This window comes from Massilia sp. BSC265 (genome assembly GCF_000740675.1).
Taxonomy (GTDB): domain Bacteria; phylum Pseudomonadota; class Gammaproteobacteria; order Burkholderiales; family Burkholderiaceae_D; genus Telluria.
In genome coordinates, this window is sequence record NZ_JPXI01000033.1 from 87,114 (window position 1) to 104,167 (window position 17,054).

A 17,054-nucleotide genomic window follows, 5' to 3' on the forward strand; every position below is an offset into this window, starting at 1 on the left:
AGGCCATGACCAACACCACTTTCAGCACGCCGCGCGACCTGCTGCGCTACGCGATCACCCGTTTCAACGGCGCCAAGCTGTTCTTCGGCCACGGCAGCGCCGAGGCCTTCGACGAAGCGGCCTACCTGATCCTGCACACCCTCAAGCTGCCGCTGGACCGCCTCGATCCCTTCCTCGACGCGCGCCTGCTGTCGGACGAAGTGATCCAGGTGATGGAAGTGATCGAGCGCCGCGTCACCGAACGCGTGCCGGCCGCCTACATCACCAAGGAAGCCTGGTTGGGCGAGTACCACTTCTACGTGGACGAGCGCGTGCTGGTACCGCGCTCCTTCATCGCCGAGCTGATCCCGCAGACCTTCAGCCCCTGGGTACAGGATCCGGAAGCCGTCGAGAACGTGCTGGAACTGTGCACCGGCAGCGGCTGCCTGGCGATCATGATGGCCGACGCCTTCCCGAACGCCGTGATCGACGCCGTCGACATCTCGAAGGACGCGCTGGCCGTGGCCGAGCACAACATCCGCGAGTACAAGCTCGAAGGCCGCGTCAACCCGATCGAATCGGACCTGTACGAACACGTGCCCTTCAAGCGCTACGACCTGATCGTCACCAACCCGCCCTACGTGAACAGCGTCTCGATGGGCAAGCTGCCGCCGGAATACCTGCGCGAGCCGCAGATCGCGCTGGCCGGCGGCGAGGACGGCATGGACCTGGTGCGCAAGATCGTGGAAGGCGCTAGCGAGCGCCTGACGCCGGAAGGCATCCTGGTGGTGGAGATCGGCAACGAGCGCGAGTTTGCCGAAGCCGCCTTCGGTCACCTGGGCCTGACCTGGCTGACCACCAGCGCCGGTGACGATGCGGTGTTCCTGCTGACCGCGGAACAGCTGCAGGCCCAGTAATTACCTCATAGATTTTCGTAGGGTGGGCGGGTCTCCCGCCCACGCGTCCAACTTCCGGATGCGTTGTGGCGACACATACGATTGTCGAACGCGTGGGCAAGAGACTTGCCCACCCTACGTAAACCAAACAATTCAGCTAGTTTTCATGATCCGCTTCCAGAACGTCAGCCTGATGCGCGGCACCAAGCCGCTGCTCGAAGACGCCGACCTCACCCTCAACCCGGGCGACAAGATCGGCCTGATCGGCGCCAACGGCGCCGGCAAATCGAGCCTGTTCGCCATGCTGCGCGGCGAGCTGCACCCGGACCAGGGCGCCATCGACTTCCCCGCCAAGTGGCGCATGGCCTACGTGGCCCAGGAGACCCCGGCCCTCGACCGTCCGGCGCTGGAATACGCGATCGACGGCGACGTCAACTTGCGCCGCCTGCAGGCCGAGCTCGACGAACTGGAAGCCCACCCTGACGTGGGCGACCACGGCATGCGCCTGGGCGAACTGCACAGCGCCCTGCTTGATGCCGACGCCTACACGGTGCAGTCGCGCGCCGAGCAGCTGCTGCTGGGCCTGGGCTTCTCGCTGGAGCAAATGCAGCGTCCGGTGGCGAGCTTCTCGGGCGGCTGGCGCATGCGCCTGAACCTGGCGCAGGCCCTGATGTGCCCTTCCGACCTGCTGCTGCTGGACGAGCCGACCAACCACCTCGACCTGGACGCGATCATCTGGCTGGAGGATTGGCTGAAGCGCTACCCGGGCACCCTGATCATCATCTCGCACGACCGCGACTTCCTCGACGAAATCGTGAACGTCATCGTGCACATCGACGAGCGCAAGCTGAAGCGCTACTCGGGCAACTACTCCGGTTTCGAGCGCCAGCGCGCAGCAGGCCTGGTGCTGGCTGCCGCCGCTTACGAGAAGCAGCAGCGCACGCGCGCCCACCTGCAGTCCTTCGTGGACCGCTTCAAGGCCAAGGCCACCAAGGCGCGCCAGGCCCAGAGCCGCATGAAGGCGCTGGCCAAGATGGAAGAACTGGCGCCGCTGCGCGCCGCCGCCGAATTCTCCTTCGAGTTCCGCGAGCCGCTGTCCGCGCCGAACCCGCTGCTGGTGCTGGAGGACGTCGACGCCGGCTATCCGGTCCTCGACGGACACGGCGACAAGGTCGGCGGCAAGGCCATCGTCAAGCGCGTGAATTTCTCGCTGCAGATCGGCCAGCGCATCGGCCTGCTGGGCGTGAACGGCGCCGGCAAATCCACGCTCATCAAGACCGTGGCCGGCGAGCTGATGCCCCTGGAAGGCAAGGCCACCCTGGGCAAAGGCCTGTCGATCGGCTACTTTGCCCAGCACCAGGTCGAGATGCTGCGCCACGACGAGTCGCCGCTGTGGCACCTGATGAAGATCGCGCCGAACGTGCGCGAGCAGGAACTGCGCAACTTCCTGGGCAGCTTCAACTTCCCGGGCGATATGGTGACCAGCAAGATCGCCCCCTTCTCGGGCGGCGAAAAGGCGCGCCTGGCCCTGGCCCTGATCGTGTGGCAGCGCCCGAACCTGCTGCTGCTCGACGAACCGACCAACCACCTCGACCTGGAAACGCGCGAGGCCCTGACCATGGCGCTGGCCCAGTTCGAGGGCACCCTGGTGCTGGTGTCGCACGACCGCCACCTGCTGCGCGCCACCACCGACCAGTTCATCATCGTCGCCGACGGCAAGCTGCAGCCTTTCGACGGCGACCTGGACGACTACAAGGAGTGGCTGTTCCAGTCCAAGCTCGGCAAGGGCACCGACACCCTGCCCGCGCCTACGCCGGCGAAGGACAGCAAGCTTGAGGCGCCGATGGCCGCCCCGGTCGACCGCAAGGAGCAAAAGAAGCTGGAAGCGGAAGCCCGCCAGCGCCTGGCCGCGCTGAGGAAACCCATCGAGAACCGCGTCAAGCGCCTGGAAGAGCAGATGGCCAAGCTCAACGCCAAGAAGGCCGAGATCGACGCCCAGCTGCTCGAGCCGAGCATCTACGAGGCCGAGAACAAGGACAAGCTCAAGACCCTGGTGGCCGACCAGGCCTTCGCCTCGCGCGACCTGGAACAGCTCGAATCCGAATGGCTGGAGCTGCAGGAGCAGCTCGAAGGCCTGGCCGCCTGAGCCACACGCCACACCTCCCCGTTTGACCCATCCGCATCGCCCTGCGCCAGGGCGATGCGCGACCTTCCGCGCCCCCTCTGGGCGCGCCATCCCACGTATTTCTCTCGCAAGCCAGGACACCGCACCTGGCGCATGTCTCGTCAAACATCAAAAATATGAATAGGAATCATTCTTATTCTCAGTTAGAATATTGCTATTCTGCATATTCTGAATTGCTTTTCCATCTGGTCCTCTTCCATTTTCTTACACACGGATACCGTATGCCTGAGCCTCGCCTGTCCCTGCCGCAGTTCCGCCGCTCCCTGATCAGCACGACCCTCGCCCTGCTGCCCCTCGCCGCCAGCGCCGATCCCGCGCCGCACAACATGGCGACGGTCGTGGTCACCGCATCCGGCTTCGAGCAGAGCATCCGCGAAGCGCCGGCCTCGATCACGGTCTTGAGCCGCGACCAGCTCGAGAAGGAACGCTTCGGCAACCTGGCGCAAGCGCTGGAAAGCGTGGAAGGCATCGACGTCGGCGCGGCCGGCGACAAGACCGGCGGCATGAACATCAGCATCCGCGGCATGCCGAGCGACTACACCCTGGTCCTGATCGACGGCCGCCGCCAGAACGCCGCCGGCAACGTCACCCCGAACGGCTTCGGCGGCACCTCGACCAGCTTCATGCCGCCCATCGGCGCGATCGAGCGCATCGAGATCATCCGCGGCCCGATGTCGACCCTGTACGGTTCGGATGCCATGGGCGGCGTGATCAATATCATCACGCGCAAGGTGGGCAAGACCTGGAACGGCAACCTGGCCGCCGACTACACGGCCCAGGAGGAGTCGAGCTTCGGCGACGTCAAGGGCGCCAAGTTCTACCTGAGCGGCCCGCTCGCCGCCGACGTGCTCGGCCTGTCGCTGCGCGGCAGCACCCAGCGCCGCGACGCCGCCGATATCCGTTATCGGAACCACAATGGCGTAGTCACGCCGAACATGGGCGCCAACCCGGTCGAATCGACCATCCACAACCTCGGCGCGCGCCTGGCCTGGACGCCGAGCCGCAGCCACGAGTTCACGCTGGATGCGGACAGCACCCGCCAGGCCTACGACAACACCGGCGGCCAGCTCGGCGCCCTGGGCGTCCAGGGCGGCTATGGCCCGAAGCAGAAGTACAACCGCGACCAGGGCACCGCCTCCTATCGCGCACGCCTCGGCTTCGGCACCTGGAACAGCAGCTACATGGTCAACCGCACCGAAACCGTCGGCCGCACCATCCCGCCGGGCACCCCGGGCGCCGTGGCCGGCAGCGCGCGTGCCTTGGCGGTCGAGAGCCGCGTGTTCGACACCAAGCTGGTGGCGCCCTGGAGCGATCACCTCACCACCATCGGCGCCCAGTACTGGGATGCCGAAATGGTCGACGGCGTCGCGCCGCAAGCCTTCGCCTTCACGCAAAAAGCCCTGTTCCTGGAAGACGAATGGCGCATCGCCCAGCAGCTGCTGCTGACGCTCGGGGCGCGCTACGACGACCACAGCATCTTCGGCGGGCAGGCCAGCCCGCGCGCCTACCTGGTCTGGAACGCGTCGCCGCGCTGGACCGTCAAGGGCGGCGTCAGCCGCGGCTACAAGACACCGCGCGTCGAACAGCTGGCGCCCGGCATCAACGGCTTCGGCGGCCAGGGCACGATTCCGCTGGTGGGCAGTCCCGGCCTGAAACCGGAGACCAGCGTGACGACCGAACTGGGGGTCTATTTCGACAACGGGGCCGGCTGGAGCGCCAATGCCGCCCTGTTCAACAACGAGTTCAGGGACAAGATCACCAGCGGCACCGGCCTGCTCAACTGCGACTACCGCCTTGCGCGCAACCGGCCGGGCTGCGTCAGCTTCGGCAACTGGCCCAACGTCGACGCCTTCGGCCAGTCGACCAATGTCGACGAGGCGGTGACCCGCGGCGTCGAGCTCGCGACCCGCTTCCCGCTCGCGCCGGGATGGGCCCTGAGTGCCAACTACACCTTCACGGACAGCGAGCAGAAGAGCGGCCCGAACGCCGGCAAGCCGCTCGGCGACACGCCGGAACATGCGCTCAATGCGCGCCTGGGCTGGGACGTCTCGGCGCAATGGAATGCCTGGCTGCGCCTCGAGGCGCGCAGCGAGCGCTTCCGCGACCCGGGCAGCTCGGCCGCGACCCGCGCCGCCAAGGCGGCGCTGGGCGACTACAAGGGATATGGCATGCTGCACCTGGGCACCAGCTACCAGATCAATAAGCGAGTAGCGGTCAATGCGGCGATCTACAACCTGGCCAACAAGGACTTCATCGACTACCGTCCTTACCAGGCGCCAGGTGCGGCCACGCCGACCTGGAGCAGCGTGTATGTCAACAACATCGAGGGGCGCCGTCTCTGGCTGTCCGTGAGCGCCGATTTCTAAGCGACCTGGCGCGGCGCGGCGGGCGCCACCGACATCAGGCGCTCGATGTCGATCAGGATCATGCGGCGCCCCCTGGCGAGGCCCAGCCCGATCAGGTAGTCGGCGTCGTGCTGGGCGCCCGGCAGCGGCGCCACCTGCTCCGGACGCAGGCGCACCACCCCGGTGACGCGCTCCACCACCACCCCGACCCTGCCTGCCGCCACCCGGACGATCACCACGTCGGTATCCGGCTCGGGCAGCGTGAATCGGGGGGAGAACGCTGCCCGCAGGTCCATTACCGGCATGATGACCCCGCGCGACAAGGCCACGCCGCCAATGATCTCGCCGTCGCTGGAAAAGCGCTCGAGCGACCGGTAGGCCTTCAGTTCCTGTACCGCGGCATAGTCGAGCCCGTATTCGAGCCCGCCCAGGGTGAAACCGAGGAACTGCCGGGGTGCGGCGAGTATGTGGTTCGACATGGTGCTTCCTTTCATCGGCACCACCAATGCTAAAGGGGAGCTTCCCTTAAATTGTTGACTGCAATCAACTATGGCACTGCGCCGGGGCGCTGCGCACCGTTTTTGTCCGGATTTCCGGCATGATCGTCGGCAGAGAGCAAGGCGTACCTGGCGTGACGCAGGGTACGGACATCCCGCGCGGTTACGTAGAGGAGTCCGGCAATGAAGAGTGCCGCGAAGGCCAGCGCCATGCGGATGCCGCCAAACACGAACCCGCCCGCGAAAACGAACAGGCCGTACCAATAGATGTCGTATAGCCTGGCCAGCAGCAGCCCGACGGTCGAATGGTTGAGCATGACCTCTTGCGCGGCGAGGTCGCGCCAGCCCAGCACCGAGCTCCAGTCTCCCGCCCGCCCGAACGCGACGGCATAGGTGGCGCCTGCACGCGGAATCGTTCCGCGCCGCAGGTTGACGCCATACTCGGTGCGACCACCGCTACGGAAGCTGAAGTCGCCGCGGCCGGGCGCGACATCGAACACCGCTTCAAAATGGATCCGCTCGATATGCATGGTTCTCCGTTTGGCGAAATAGCGGCATCCAGTGTATCCCGGCAGGGGTAGCGCATGTTCCGATTTTACGGAAGGATGACTTCGCTTTGCCCCCCGCCGTCCATGGCTCAGGGCTCCACGTAGCGTTTTCCCAGCGCCGCCTTGGCGGCCCGTTGTTCGATATGCCTGAACAAAGGCCTGCCCGTGCCTTCGGACATGAAGTAGAAATACTCGCCGTGCGCATTGCGCGCGTAGCGGGTCACGCTGAGGACGCGTATACGGTACTTGTCCTGGTAAGACACGCTCTCGACGACGATCTCGGCGCCCCGGCCGTCGAAGCACAGCTCCGGCGGCGCTCCCTTGACGAGGATTTGCCGGAATTCCTTGTCCGCCAGGCGTACGACGTCGCGCGCGCCACGCACATACCGGTAGTTGCTGTACGCCGCTAGCGCCGCCACCGCAATCCCGGCCACCAGCGCAATGGGTTCCATGGCGGCTCCGTTCAGGCCTGCAGCCAGGCCACCAGCGGCGCATCGTTCGGATTGACCAGCAGCTTGCCCAGCAACGCGCGCGGCACCAGCGACACCGCCTGGCTCTCCCAGCCCATGTCCGAGGGGCAGCCGCCGACGCGCCGGCCCAGGTAGTAGCGGGTCCGGCTGCGGCTGCGCGTCAGGTCCATCAGGTAGCCGCTCAAGGCCACGCGCAGTCCGCTTTCTTCATAGGCTTCGCGAATCGCCGTGGCGCGGAGCAGCATGCCCGGGTCCAGCGTCCCTTTCGGGAAGGTGGCCGGATAGCCGCCGAAGCCATTCGACGGATGCACCACCCAGACCCGCCCGTCGGATTCGACGATGACGACGCCCGCCGCCACGCGCTTGCCGGGCGCCGGCACGAAGGGCGGCTCGTCGAAGGGCGCATCCTGGCCTGCCACCACGGCCCAGCCGGCATCGTTCTGCGGAGCGTCGCGCCAGGCCTCGAAGGGAATGCCGCACAGGGCGGCGGGCAGCACGCCCTGGGGGACCACGGTGGCAAGCTGCTGCGGGTCGAGCCAGCTGTCCACCGATGTCGGCGGGGTCGGGAAATGGAGCGCCACCGGGGCGCCGTATTCGTCCTGTTTCGGATGGAAGGCGGTCATGCGGACATTCTACGGCAGGCGCCCTGGTTCGAGGCGAGGCGGCGGCGCCAGCAGGTCCAGCAGCTGCTGGATGTCGACCGGCTTCACCAGGTGCTGGTCGAAGCCGGCCGCCAGCGCGGCGTCGCGGTCCTGCGGTCTTCCGTAGCCGGTGACGGCGACCAGCAGCGCCCCGGCCATCCCCGGCAGCGTGCGCAGGCGGCGCGCCAGTTCGTTGCCGTCCATGTCGGGCAGGCCGATGTCGAGGATGCAGGCCTCCGGCGCATGCGCGCGCGCGTAGTCGAGCGCACTGTGCGAATGGTGGTCGATGTGGACGCGGTGGCCGGCGCTTTCCAGCATCATGCCCAGCAGCTCGGCGGCGTCGGCATTGTCGTCGACCACCAGCACGTGGCGGCCGGCGCCCGCGGGCGCCCCGGCATGGCGGCCGGCCTTGTCTTCGCCGTCCTGCCGCAGCTGCGCCGGCACGGCCATGCGCGGCAGGCAGACCGAGAAGCGGCTGCCCTGCCCCGGGCCGTCGCTGTGCACCGCCACGCTGCCGCGGTGCAGCTCGACCAGGCTCTTGACCAGCGCCAGGCCGATGCCCAGGCCGCCTTGCGAACGGTCCGAAGTGCGCTCGGCCTGGGTGAACAAGTCGAACACGCCGCGCTGCACCTCCGGCGACATGCCGATTCCGTTGTCCGCGACCGACAGCAGCACCCGCTCGTCCTCCACCTCCAGTCCCACCACGATGCGACCGCCGTCCGGGGTGTACTTGGCGGCGTTGCCCAGCAGATTGGCCAGCACCTGCACCAGGCGCTTGCGGTCGCCCTCGACCACGGCTTCATCCGGGGCCAGGTGCACCTCCAGCCGGTGGTGGCGCGCCTGGACCAGGGGGCGCGCCTGCTCCAGCGCGTCGGCCACGGTGGCCTTGACGTCGACCGGCTCCGAGGCCAGCGCCACCAGGCCACGTGTGACGCGCGAGACGTCCAGCAGGTCGTTGATCAGGCTCGTCATGTGACCGACCTGGCGCGCGACGATCGCACTGGTATGGCGCACGCCATCCTCCGACAGGCGCCCGAGCGCCAGCAGCTCGGCCGCGGCCCCGATCGGCGCCAGCGGGTTGCGCAGCTCATGGGCCAGCATGGCCAGGAACTCGTCCTTGCGCTGGGCCTCGAGGCGCAGCTGTTCCTGGGCGCGGCGCCGGTTGCTGATGTCGCGGAAGAAGATCGCCAGCCCGCCCTCCATGGCCGGATACACGCGCACCTCCATCCACAGGTGCCCCCCGGCCGGCAGCGGATACGCGTATTCGACATGGCCGGCCACCCGCGTGGTCATCACTTCGTGGCAGATGCGCTCCACCTCGCTGCCCACGGAACTCGGGAATGCCTCCCAGTGATCGCGACCGATGATCTCGTCTTCCGCCCGCTGCACCAGCTGCAGGCCTGTCGCGTTCATGCGCGTGACGGTCCAGTCGGCATCGATCAGGGCGAAGCCTTCGGTCATGGTGTCGAAGATATAGCGCGAGCGGTCGCGCTCGGCCCGCAGCTCGGCCTGGGCACCGGCGTTTTCCACTGCTGCCCAGGTACGCTCGGCCATTTCGCGCGCCATCCGCACCTCGTCCTCCCTCCAGTCCCGCGGGACGTCGCTGTGCATGCTCAGGACGATGCGCAGTTCCCCGGCCTTGATCAGCGGCATGGTCATATAGGCGCGTACTGCAAACGCCTCGTAGGCGGTCAGGAAGGCGCTGGTGCGTGGATCCCGCTCCGCGTCCGCGACCACCACATCGTTCCCGCGGCGCAGCTCCAGGGCCAGACCGGGACCGAAAGCGTCGAGCGTCGTCGCGACTCCTGCGATGCTGGACACACCCGGGCGGCACCAGTCACGACGGATCGTGACTGCGCCAAACGGCTCGCGCACCTCGGCGAACAGCACCCGCGCCAGGCCGAGCGTCTCGCCAAGCAGGGCGCTGGCCGCGCCGATGATCTCCCCGACCTCGTCCAGCGGCGCCAGGCGGTCGGCCAGCGCGAGCTGGAAAGCCTGCTGGCGCTCGACCTGCTTCATCTGCGCCACCTGCATCTCGACCGTGCGGCGCGCCAGGTGCTGCTCGGTGACGTCGGTGCCTTCCACGAAGATGCCGGCAATGATGCCCTCCTCGACGATCGGCTGGTAGATCACGTTGATGTAGCGCCGCTCCAGCTCCGCGCCTGCGCCGCGCCGGATCCGGATCGGGATGTCGTAGGCCAGGTATTCCCTCCCCGAGGCGTGGACCGCGTCGAGCACCTCGAACAGGCGCTGGTCTTCCAGCTCGGCCAGCGCCTCGCGCACCGGCCGGCCGATATAGGCGCGCGGTCCGAGCAGCTCGATCATGGCGTCGTTGACGAATTCAAACACGTGCTCGGGGCCCCGCAACACCGCCATGAAGCTCGGCGCCTTCAGGAACAGCGTTTGCAGGCGCGCGACGTCGGCCTGCAGGTGCAGGTTGGCTTCCTGGACATGGCGGGCGCGGTCCATCAATCCGGTCTGCTCGGCCAGCAGCGGGGTGTCCGCATCCAGCGCCAGGCCCGCGGCTTCGCGCATGCGCGCCAGTCCGGTGACGTCGATCGGATGCTGCAGCACCAGTTCGACTTCGCCCGCTGCATCCAGCACCGGCAGGTGCGTGACGGTCCAGTAGCGCGTCTCCATGCCGCCACCGTCGACGCCATCGGTACTGCTGCGGGCGATGTCATAGCGCAGCAGCGCCATGGTGTCCGGCCGCTTGGAGCGCAACACCCGGTTGAACGAAGCCAGCATATGGCGCATGGTGGCCGGGTCGGACGGGAAGGCATCGCCGGCCGGGCGCCCGGCGATCTCCGCCAGGGTGCGCCCGGTGGACGCCAGGTAGGCCCGGTTGGCGGTGACGATGGTGAGCTCGCGGTCGAGCACGAGATAGGGATTCGGCGAAGCGTCGAACAGGGCGCGGTAGGCGTGGTCGTGGAGCGCCATGATCCAGAGGTCGTAATGATGAATATTCATTGTACCTCTATTGATTCTGACAAGATTTCGTTACGTCCAGGCATCGTTTTGCGCACCTGCGAGCGCCTGCCATTGATTCGCCCACCCTTCTGTGACAAGATCGGCTGACCTATCTTGCCTCGCCGATAACAATGAACAAGACGCCCGGCTCCGCCCCGATCACCCTGGCACTCGATAACGTCCTGCTCGACACGCGTCCGCGCCGGCTCGCCGGTTGGCGCCGCGGCGGGGTCGAGTTCCTCTGGTTCGGATTCAAGAACGCGCGCGCCTGCCTGTTCGTGGGCCTGTTCTTCGCCGCCATGATGCTGACGCCGCGCACCGGCATCCTCGGTGTCCCGCGCTACGACGTGCTGCTGCTGGTGGCGCTGGCCATCCAGCTGTGGATGGTGCGTTCGGGACTGGAGACGATGGACGAGCTGAAGGCAATCTGCCTGTTCCACGCGATCGGCTTCGCGCTCGAGGCCTTCAAGGTGTCAGGCGCGATCCAGTCCTGGGCCTATCCGGACTTCGCCTATGCCAAGGTGCTCGAAGTGCCGCTGTTCTCGGGCTTCATGTATGCGGCCATCGGCAGCTACATCGTGCAGGCCTGGCGCCTGTTCGACCTGCGCATCCGCCACCATCCGCCGCACTGGATGGCCTGGACGATCGCGATCCTGATCTACCTGAACTTCTTCACCCACCATTACATCGGCGACTACCGCTGGTACCTGGCGGCCTGCGCGCTCGGCCTGTACTCGCGCACCACGGTGGTGTTCCGGCCGCTCGACCGCGACCGCAAGATGCCGCTGCTGCTGTCCTTCGTGCTGATCGGCTTCTTCATCTGGCTGGCCGAGAACATCGGCACCTTCTGGGGCGTGTGGCGCTATCCGAACCAGCTGGGCGCCTGGTCGGTGGTCCACGTGAGCAAGTGGAGCTCGTGGTCGCTGCTGGTGATCATGACCTTCACCATCGTCGCCAACCTCAAGCACATCAAGGAAAAGATCCACATCGCGCGCCCCTGAGGGCCGGCAAGGGGCAGGACGGACAGGTGTTCGGCGCCGGCGCGGAGCGCGGTATCATGGGCGCGTAGCACGCTCCTGTCCGCTTTCACGAAGGAACCGCCATGAAACCGCCGACCAGCCTAGTCGCCCTGCTCGCGGTGCTGTCCGCCACGCTGCCGGCGCCGCAGCCCGTCCATGCGGCAGGCTTCCAGAGCCAGCGCGCCATCGCCGCCGGAGAAGTCGACCTCCCCGCCCTGCTGGCCGGGCTGGAGAGGCAGCGCGCCAACGCCATCGTGCGGCGCGACGTCGCTGCCCTGCGCCACCTGATGGACCGCCAGTACTACCACGTCGACAGCCGCGGGCGGGTGCGCAGCAAGACCGAGCTGCTCACGGGGCTCGAACGCAACGACTTCGGCTTCCGCCTCTACGAGATCGAATCGACCGAAGTACAGGTGCTGGAAGGCGGCAGCGCGGCCCTGGTGACCGGTACCTTCCGTTCGCTGCAGGCGGGCGTCTCCGCCAAACCGCTGCGCTTCCGCTTCGCGCACCTGTGGATACGCCAGCCGGACGGCTGGAAGAGCAGCTTTCACCAGAGCACCGCCATCAGGCCGGCGCGCAGCTAAGGCGCCTGACCACTGGAGTTGGCGGACGCCCTGACGCTCAGGAGGTGGCGAGCTCCGCCGTGCTCCAGCTGAAGCTGCCGCTGCTGCCGGCAAACAGCAGCTCGGCGCCGCTGGCGTCGCGCAGGCGCGCCTTGATCTCGCGCGGCGCCAGGTGGTAATGGCTGCCGCGCTCTGCTTCCGCACTGTCGGGTTCGACGTCCAGCGCACGCACCGTGATGTCGCCGGCGGCCTGCAGGATGGCGACGCTGGCCGCGCTGCTATGCTGCGCCCGCTGCGCTTCCAGCCTTGCCAGCAGCGCCATGCCGGACTGCTGCTCGGCCTCGATGTCCTTGGTTTCCTGCGACAGCGCGGCCATCTGCTTGAGCGCCGGCGCGGCGGCAGCGGCCAGCTTCTTGAATGCCGGTTGCTGCTCGGGCGTGAGCACCAGCTCACCCTTGCGCACACGCCCGGCCAGCCGGAGGTAGCTGGCCACCTCCGGCTGTGCCGCCAGCGCGCCCATCGCCGCGCGACGCTGCCCGGCCAGCTCGCCGAACCGGCCCACGCGCTCGCGAATCATGCCGATCGCCGCGTCGATGCGCGCGCAGTCGGGGCGCAGCACGAAGATCCGCATTTCGCTGTGTCCGCGCGGCGCGGCGCGCTCGATCGCGATGCGTTTTGCGGCAATGGCGCAGCCTTCGGCCTGGGTGATCTCCACCACGTCGGCCACGATCTCGCAATTGACCGCTTCGACCACCGAGACCCTGCTGCCCGAAATGACGCAGTTCTCGGCGCGCTGCAGGCTGACTTCGCCGTTGGCGCTTCCGATGACGGCGCTTGAAGCGACCCCTTGGACGACGATCGGGCCGTCGGCGTTGCGCGCGCTGCCGCCCATCAGGTTGCGGTTCAGGCACACCACGCCGCCGCGCGAGACGATATGGCCGAAGACGTCGGCATGCACGGTGATGCTGCCGCCCTCGACCACCCGGTTTTCCTGCACTTCGCCGAATTCCTCGTAGTCGCCCTCCAGCTGCAGGTTGCCGGTGGTCCTGGCGCTGACGCCGTCATGGCTGACGATCTTGTCGCCCACCGAGATGCGGTTGCCTTCCACGTTCAGGAAACCATCCTGCAGGGCGACCACGAACTCGCCTTCGGCGATGCGGTCGACCGTGGTGCCGGGGCCGCTCCAGTCCATCAGTTCGAGATCAAGCGGCATCTCCGGCGCGAGGGCGATGCCGGACAGGTCGAAACCCGGCTCGCCCTGTACGCGCGGGAGCTTGCGCAGCAGGCGCGTGCCGCGCTGGACTTGCGGGAAGCGGTTCTGGAAGCTCATCAGGTCGAGCCTGCCGTTGGCGAGCTGGCGCGGCGCGTCGCTGCGGTGCAGCTCGTTCGAGACCTCGACCACGCGCGCGTCCTGGCCCGGCCGGGGAGGCAGCCGGCGCGCCACCACGATGCGGCCCGCCGCGCCGGAAGCGATGGCGGCCGCGACCCCTTCGACATCGATACCGAAGCGGATGCCCTTCATCCACATGTCGGCGATGAACTCGTCGATGTCGAGGCTGGTCGGCTGCTCGACGCCTTCCGCGTCGGCCAGGAACACGGGCTCGAAGTAGTACTCGGCCTGGCCGTCGGCGATCTTGACCGCGCGATAGAGCTGGCGGCGCGCGGGATCGAAAGGCAGGATGCCGTCGGCCAGGCGCACCACGGTCTCCCCGCGGGCATTGCGCGGCAGCTCGGGGCCATGGCCGAACAGGGCCTTGATCAGGACCGGATAATCGAGGCCGGCGAAATACTGGTTCCGGAGCAGGATGCCCTCGACTGCCGCCAGCAAGGTGTGGCCCAGCGCCGCGACATCGCAATAGACGCCGTCAGCATGGCGGGCGATGCATGCGCCGGCGCCTGCGGTGGCGGCAGGCGTGCCAGAAGCCGCAGATGCGGCCACAGGCCGGGCCACCGGCAGGGACTGGACGCTGCTGGCTACTGGGTTGGACACGGCATGCTCTCCCGATCTGCTAAGGTTCCCTAAGATAGCATGTTGCAATAAGTAAATAAACGTATTGCAACATGCTTTTCCTAAAGAACCCCACCGATGGGGGAAAGGTCCCGTACACGACGACGGCGCCCGCAGGCGCCGTCAGGAAGGAGCGCGGCGGGCCGCCGCGGCCGCCGAATCAGCGGCGGCGCAGGTTCGGAGGAAGGTCCCGGTTGGCTTCATTGATCTGACGCTTCAGCTCGCTGCGCTCGTCCGGCGTCATGCGCATGCGGCGGCCGCCTTCTTCACGCATGGAGTCGCGCATGGCTTCTTCCTGCCGCATGCGGGCTTCCTCGCGCATCTCGTAGGCACGCTGGTCGTAGCGCGGATCCTGCGCACGGGCGTCGTAACGGTCGCGCATGCCCTGCTGGTGCATCTCGTCGCGGCGCGGGCTGCGGTCCTGACCGGCCGCCACGGCGCCGGCAGCGGTGCAAGCCAGGGCAAAGGCGACCACACCGTGCCGGACGAGCGTAGCGAACTGAAGCGGCAGACCGCCGCTTGCAGCCGAACCTTCTGCCTGGATTTTGATACGCACGTTGTTCATGGTGTTCCTCTTCCGCGATGCCATATAAACAGATAAGCTGTGATTTCCACTTGCCGCCAGTGTATGTGCATACCGTCTGAGGAGTAAGCCTGATTGGGTAAAGTTTGTAACACAATGTAATGGCTGAGCCACATGGACGAGATGTCCAAGCGATAAGACGTTACCATAGCGACATGCTTCTGACAATTCTGGATTCCATATGAACGCGACGACGAACAATACGGGCACTGCCGGCAGCGGCATCAACAGCGCCCCTGGCAACCAGGGCGGCCACTCCGCCAAGATCATGGTCGTGGACGACGACGTCCGCCTGCGCGACCTGCTGCGCCGCTACCTCACCGAACAGGGCTTCCAGGTGGTGACCGCGGAAAGCGCGCCCGCCATGAACAAGCTGTGGCTGCGCGAGCGCTATGACCTCCTGGTGCTGGACCTCATGCTGCCCGGCGAGGACGGCCTGTCGATCTGCCGCCGCCTGCGCGGCGCCGGCGACCAGACCCCGATCATCATGCTGACCGCGAAGGGCGAGGATGTCGACCGCATCGTCGGCCTCGAGATGGGCGCAGACGACTACCTGCCCAAGCCTTTCAACCCGCGCGAGCTGGTGGCCCGCATCGGCGCGGTCCTGCGCCGCAAGGGCCCCGACGAGATCCCGGGCGCGCCGAGCGAGACCCCGCAGACCTTCGAGTTCGGCGACTTCGTGCTCGACCTGGGCACGCGCACGCTGAAGAAAAATGGCGAGACCGTGCCCCTGACCACCGGCGAATTCTCGGTGCTGAAGGTGTTCGCGCGCCATGCGCGCCAGCCGCTCTCGCGCGAGAAGCTGATGGAACTGGCTAGAGGCCGCGAATACGAGGTCTTCGACCGCTCGCTCGACGTGCAGATCTCGCGCTTGCGCAAGCTGATCGAGCCGGATCCTTCCAGCCCGCTGTACATTCAGACCGTCTGGGGCCTGGGCTACGTGTTCATCCCTGAAGGACAGCCGCGCTAGTGTTAGCTCCACTCTCGGCGGCGCGCCGCGCCGCCCGCTTCGCCTGGTACCGGAGCGGCCTGTTCTGGCGCACTTTCCTCTTGATGTCGCTGCTCACCGCGGCCTCGATCGGCTCCTGGATCGGCATGCTCAACATGTTCCAGCGCGGTCCCCAGGTGCAGCAGACCGCCGAACTGGTGGTGTCGGTCGTCACGCTGACCAAGGCCGCCCTCATCCACTCGGCGCCCGAGCAGCGGCGCGAACTGCTGTTCGAGCTGGCGTCGAGCGAAGGCATCCGCATCTTCACGCTGAACGAAGACGACATCATCGAGCCGCCGCCGGACAACCGCCTGATGCCCGAGATCGCCGCCATGGTGCGCGAACGCCTCGGCAAGCAGACGCGCTTCTCGAGCAACGTGAACGGGGTGCCGGGTTTCTACATCAGCTTCAACATCGACGAGGACGAATACTGGCTGATGCTCGAGCGCGAGCGCCTGGCCGGCCTGTCGCGCGAGCAGTGGCTCGGCTGGGCCACGCTGGTCGGCCTGCTGTCGCTGCTCGGCGCGGCGCTGATCTCCTCGCTGGTGAACCGGCCGCTGGCGCGCCTGACGGCGGCGGCGCGCACCATCGCCAAGGGCGAGAAGCCGGACCCGCTGCCCGAGAAGGGCTCGCAGGAGATCATCGAGGCCAACCGCAGCTTCAACCAGATGGTCGACGACCTGGCGCAGGTGGAGAAGGACCGCGCGGTGATCCTGGCCGGCATCTCGCACGACCTGCGCACGCCGCTGGCGCGCATGCAGCTCGAGGTCGAAATGGCCAACCTGCCGGACGATGCGCGCGAAGGCATGCAGTCGGACATCAACCAGATGGACGCGATCATCGGCCAGTTCCTCGACTACGCCAAGCCGACCGATGCCGCCACTTTCGTTTCGGTCAACCTGTCCGAGATGCTGGCCGAAGTCGGCCGCGAGGCGGGCCGCATCCGCGACCTGCGGGTCCGGGTCGACCTGATGCCCGGCGTGCACGTGATGGGCAACGCGACCGACCTGCGGCGCGTGGTCAACAACATCATCGAGAACGCGCGCAAGTACGGCAAGACGCCGGGCCAGGACTACACCGAGATCGCGATCGTATTAAGAGTAAAAGCGACAGGCCACGGACGGCGCGCCGTGATCGAGATCTGCGACCACGGCGTGGGCGTGCCGGAGGACCAGATCAACCAGCTGCTGAAGCCCTTCACGCGCCTGGACAGCGCGCGCGGCCAGGCCAACGGCGCCGGCCTGGGCCTGGCCATCGTGGAGCGCGTGCTCACGCGCCACAACGCCGAGCTGACGGTCAGCAACCGCGAAGGCGGCGGCCTGCTGCTGCAACTGGCGCTGCCGCTGGCGGGGTAAGCGACGC

General features: G+C 67.2%; 14 protein-coding genes. 7 read left to right on the top strand and 7 right to left on the bottom strand.

What is annotated here, in order from left to right:
- Nucleotides 1-5 precede the first annotated feature (5 nt).
- From prmB to MA09_RS12560, 3 genes are all read left to right on the top strand, one after another.
- Entirely contained in the window at nt 6-896 is an 891-nt protein-coding gene (gene prmB, locus MA09_RS12550) for a 50S ribosomal protein L3 N(5)-glutamine methyltransferase (protein WP_036248918.1), read from the top strand.
- 145 nt (nt 897-1,041) lie between these two features.
- Nucleotides 1,042-3,021, top strand: a complete 1,980-nt coding sequence (locus MA09_RS12555) for an ATP-binding cassette domain-containing protein (RefSeq protein ID WP_036248920.1) — start codon at nt 1,042-1,044, stop codon at nt 3,019-3,021.
- A gap of 365 nt (nt 3,022-3,386) precedes the next feature.
- Nucleotides 3,387-5,426 (top strand): TonB-dependent receptor domain-containing protein, encoded by a 2,040-nt coding sequence (locus MA09_RS12560; RefSeq protein ID WP_229440726.1) that lies wholly within the window; start codon nt 3,387-3,389, stop codon nt 5,424-5,426.
- On the opposite strand, the gene MA09_RS12565 is transcribed toward MA09_RS12560, so the two are convergent.
- From MA09_RS12565 to MA09_RS23705, 5 genes are all read right to left on the bottom strand, one after another.
- Nucleotides 5,423-5,884: a chemotaxis protein CheW gene (locus MA09_RS12565; protein WP_036248926.1), complete on the bottom strand. Its 462-nt coding sequence runs from the start codon at nt 5,882-5,884 to the stop codon at nt 5,423-5,425. The genes MA09_RS12560 and MA09_RS12565 overlap by 4 nt on opposite strands.
- Before the next feature lie 68 nt (nt 5,885-5,952).
- Nucleotides 5,953-6,432 (bottom strand): hypothetical protein, encoded by a 480-nt coding sequence (locus MA09_RS12570; RefSeq protein WP_036248929.1) that lies wholly within the window; start codon nt 6,430-6,432, stop codon nt 5,953-5,955.
- 107 nt (nt 6,433-6,539) lie between these two features.
- Complete coding sequence (locus tag MA09_RS12575) at nt 6,540-6,902, bottom strand: hypothetical protein (protein ID WP_036248932.1); 363 nt, start codon at nt 6,900-6,902, stop codon at nt 6,540-6,542.
- A gap of 11 nt (nt 6,903-6,913) precedes the next feature.
- Entirely contained in the window at nt 6,914-7,543 is a 630-nt protein-coding gene (locus MA09_RS12580; RefSeq protein WP_036248935.1) for an NUDIX hydrolase, read from the bottom strand.
- Between the two features lie 9 nt (nt 7,544-7,552).
- Nucleotides 7,553-10,531, bottom strand: a complete 2,979-nt coding sequence (locus MA09_RS23705; protein WP_081897570.1) for a PAS domain-containing protein — start codon at nt 10,529-10,531, stop codon at nt 7,553-7,555.
- Nucleotides 10,532-10,662: 131 nt separating this feature from the next.
- Here MA09_RS23705 and MA09_RS12590 point away from each other — a divergent pair, with 131 nt between their 5' ends.
- Together MA09_RS12590 and MA09_RS12595 are read left to right on the top strand one after the other, a co-directional pair.
- Entirely contained in the window at nt 10,663-11,532 is an 870-nt protein-coding gene (locus MA09_RS12590; RefSeq protein WP_152594641.1) for a DUF817 domain-containing protein, read from the top strand.
- 101 nt (nt 11,533-11,633) lie between these two features.
- On the top strand, nt 11,634-12,134 hold the full coding sequence (locus MA09_RS12595; protein ID WP_036248938.1) for a nuclear transport factor 2 family protein: 501 nt from the start codon (nt 11,634-11,636) through the stop codon (nt 12,132-12,134).
- 37 nt (nt 12,135-12,171) lie between these two features.
- On the opposite strand, the gene MA09_RS12600 is transcribed toward MA09_RS12595, so the two are convergent.
- Nucleotides 12,172-14,103, bottom strand: coding sequence for a flagellar assembly protein A (locus MA09_RS12600; protein ID WP_081897571.1), 1,932 nt, complete (start codon nt 14,101-14,103; stop codon nt 12,172-12,174).
- A gap of 178 nt (nt 14,104-14,281) precedes the next feature.
- Nucleotides 14,282-14,686, bottom strand: coding sequence for a hypothetical protein (locus MA09_RS12605; protein WP_051933401.1), 405 nt, complete (start codon nt 14,684-14,686; stop codon nt 14,282-14,284).
- Nucleotides 14,687-14,972: 286 nt separating this feature from the next.
- Here MA09_RS12605 and ompR point away from each other — a divergent pair, with 286 nt between their 5' ends.
- Nucleotides 14,973-15,674 carry a two-component system response regulator OmpR gene (ompR, locus tag MA09_RS12610; RefSeq protein WP_051306146.1) on the top strand — a complete coding sequence of 234 codons (702 nt, stop codon included), beginning with the start codon at nt 14,973-14,975 and terminating at the stop codon, nt 15,672-15,674.
- Nucleotides 15,674-17,047 carry a sensor histidine kinase gene (locus MA09_RS12615; RefSeq protein WP_036248944.1) on the top strand — a complete coding sequence of 458 codons (1,374 nt, stop codon included), beginning with the start codon at nt 15,674-15,676 and terminating at the stop codon, nt 17,045-17,047. Before ompR ends, MA09_RS12615 begins: the two co-directional genes overlap by 1 nt.
- Nucleotides 17,048-17,054 lie beyond the last annotated feature (7 nt).

Excerpts from the sequence above, each read along its gene's own strand:
- MA09_RS12590 (WP_152594641.1), top strand. The coding sequence starts at position 10,663 with ATGAACAAGACGCCCGGCTCCGCCCCGATCACCCTGGCACTCGATAAC.
- ompR (WP_051306146.1), top strand. The coding sequence starts at position 14,973 with ATGGTCGTGGACGACGACGTCCGCCTGCGCGACCTGCTGCGCCGCTAC.
- MA09_RS12565 (WP_036248926.1), bottom strand. The coding sequence starts at position 5,884 with ATGTCGAACCACATACTCGCCGCACCCCGGCAGTTCCTCGGTTTCACC.
- MA09_RS23705 (WP_081897570.1), bottom strand. The coding sequence starts at position 10,531 with ATGAATATTCATCATTACGACCTCTGGATCATGGCGCTCCACGACCAC.
- MA09_RS12575 (WP_036248932.1), bottom strand. The coding sequence starts at position 6,902 with ATGGAACCCATTGCGCTGGTGGCCGGGATTGCGGTGGCGGCGCTAGCG.
- MA09_RS12555 (WP_036248920.1), top strand. The coding sequence starts at position 1,042 with ATGATCCGCTTCCAGAACGTCAGCCTGATGCGCGGCACCAAGCCGCTG.
- MA09_RS12605 (WP_051933401.1), bottom strand. The coding sequence starts at position 14,686 with ATGAACAACGTGCGTATCAAAATCCAGGCAGAAGGTTCGGCTGCAAGC.
- prmB (WP_036248918.1), top strand. The coding sequence starts at position 6 with ATGACCAACACCACTTTCAGCACGCCGCGCGACCTGCTGCGCTACGCG.
- MA09_RS12570 (WP_036248929.1), bottom strand. The coding sequence starts at position 6,432 with ATGCATATCGAGCGGATCCATTTTGAAGCGGTGTTCGATGTCGCGCCC.
- MA09_RS12580 (WP_036248935.1), bottom strand. The coding sequence starts at position 7,543 with ATGACCGCCTTCCATCCGAAACAGGACGAATACGGCGCCCCGGTGGCG.
- MA09_RS12595 (WP_036248938.1), top strand. The coding sequence starts at position 11,634 with ATGAAACCGCCGACCAGCCTAGTCGCCCTGCTCGCGGTGCTGTCCGCC.
- MA09_RS12560 (WP_229440726.1), top strand. The coding sequence starts at position 3,387 with ATGGCGACGGTCGTGGTCACCGCATCCGGCTTCGAGCAGAGCATCCGC.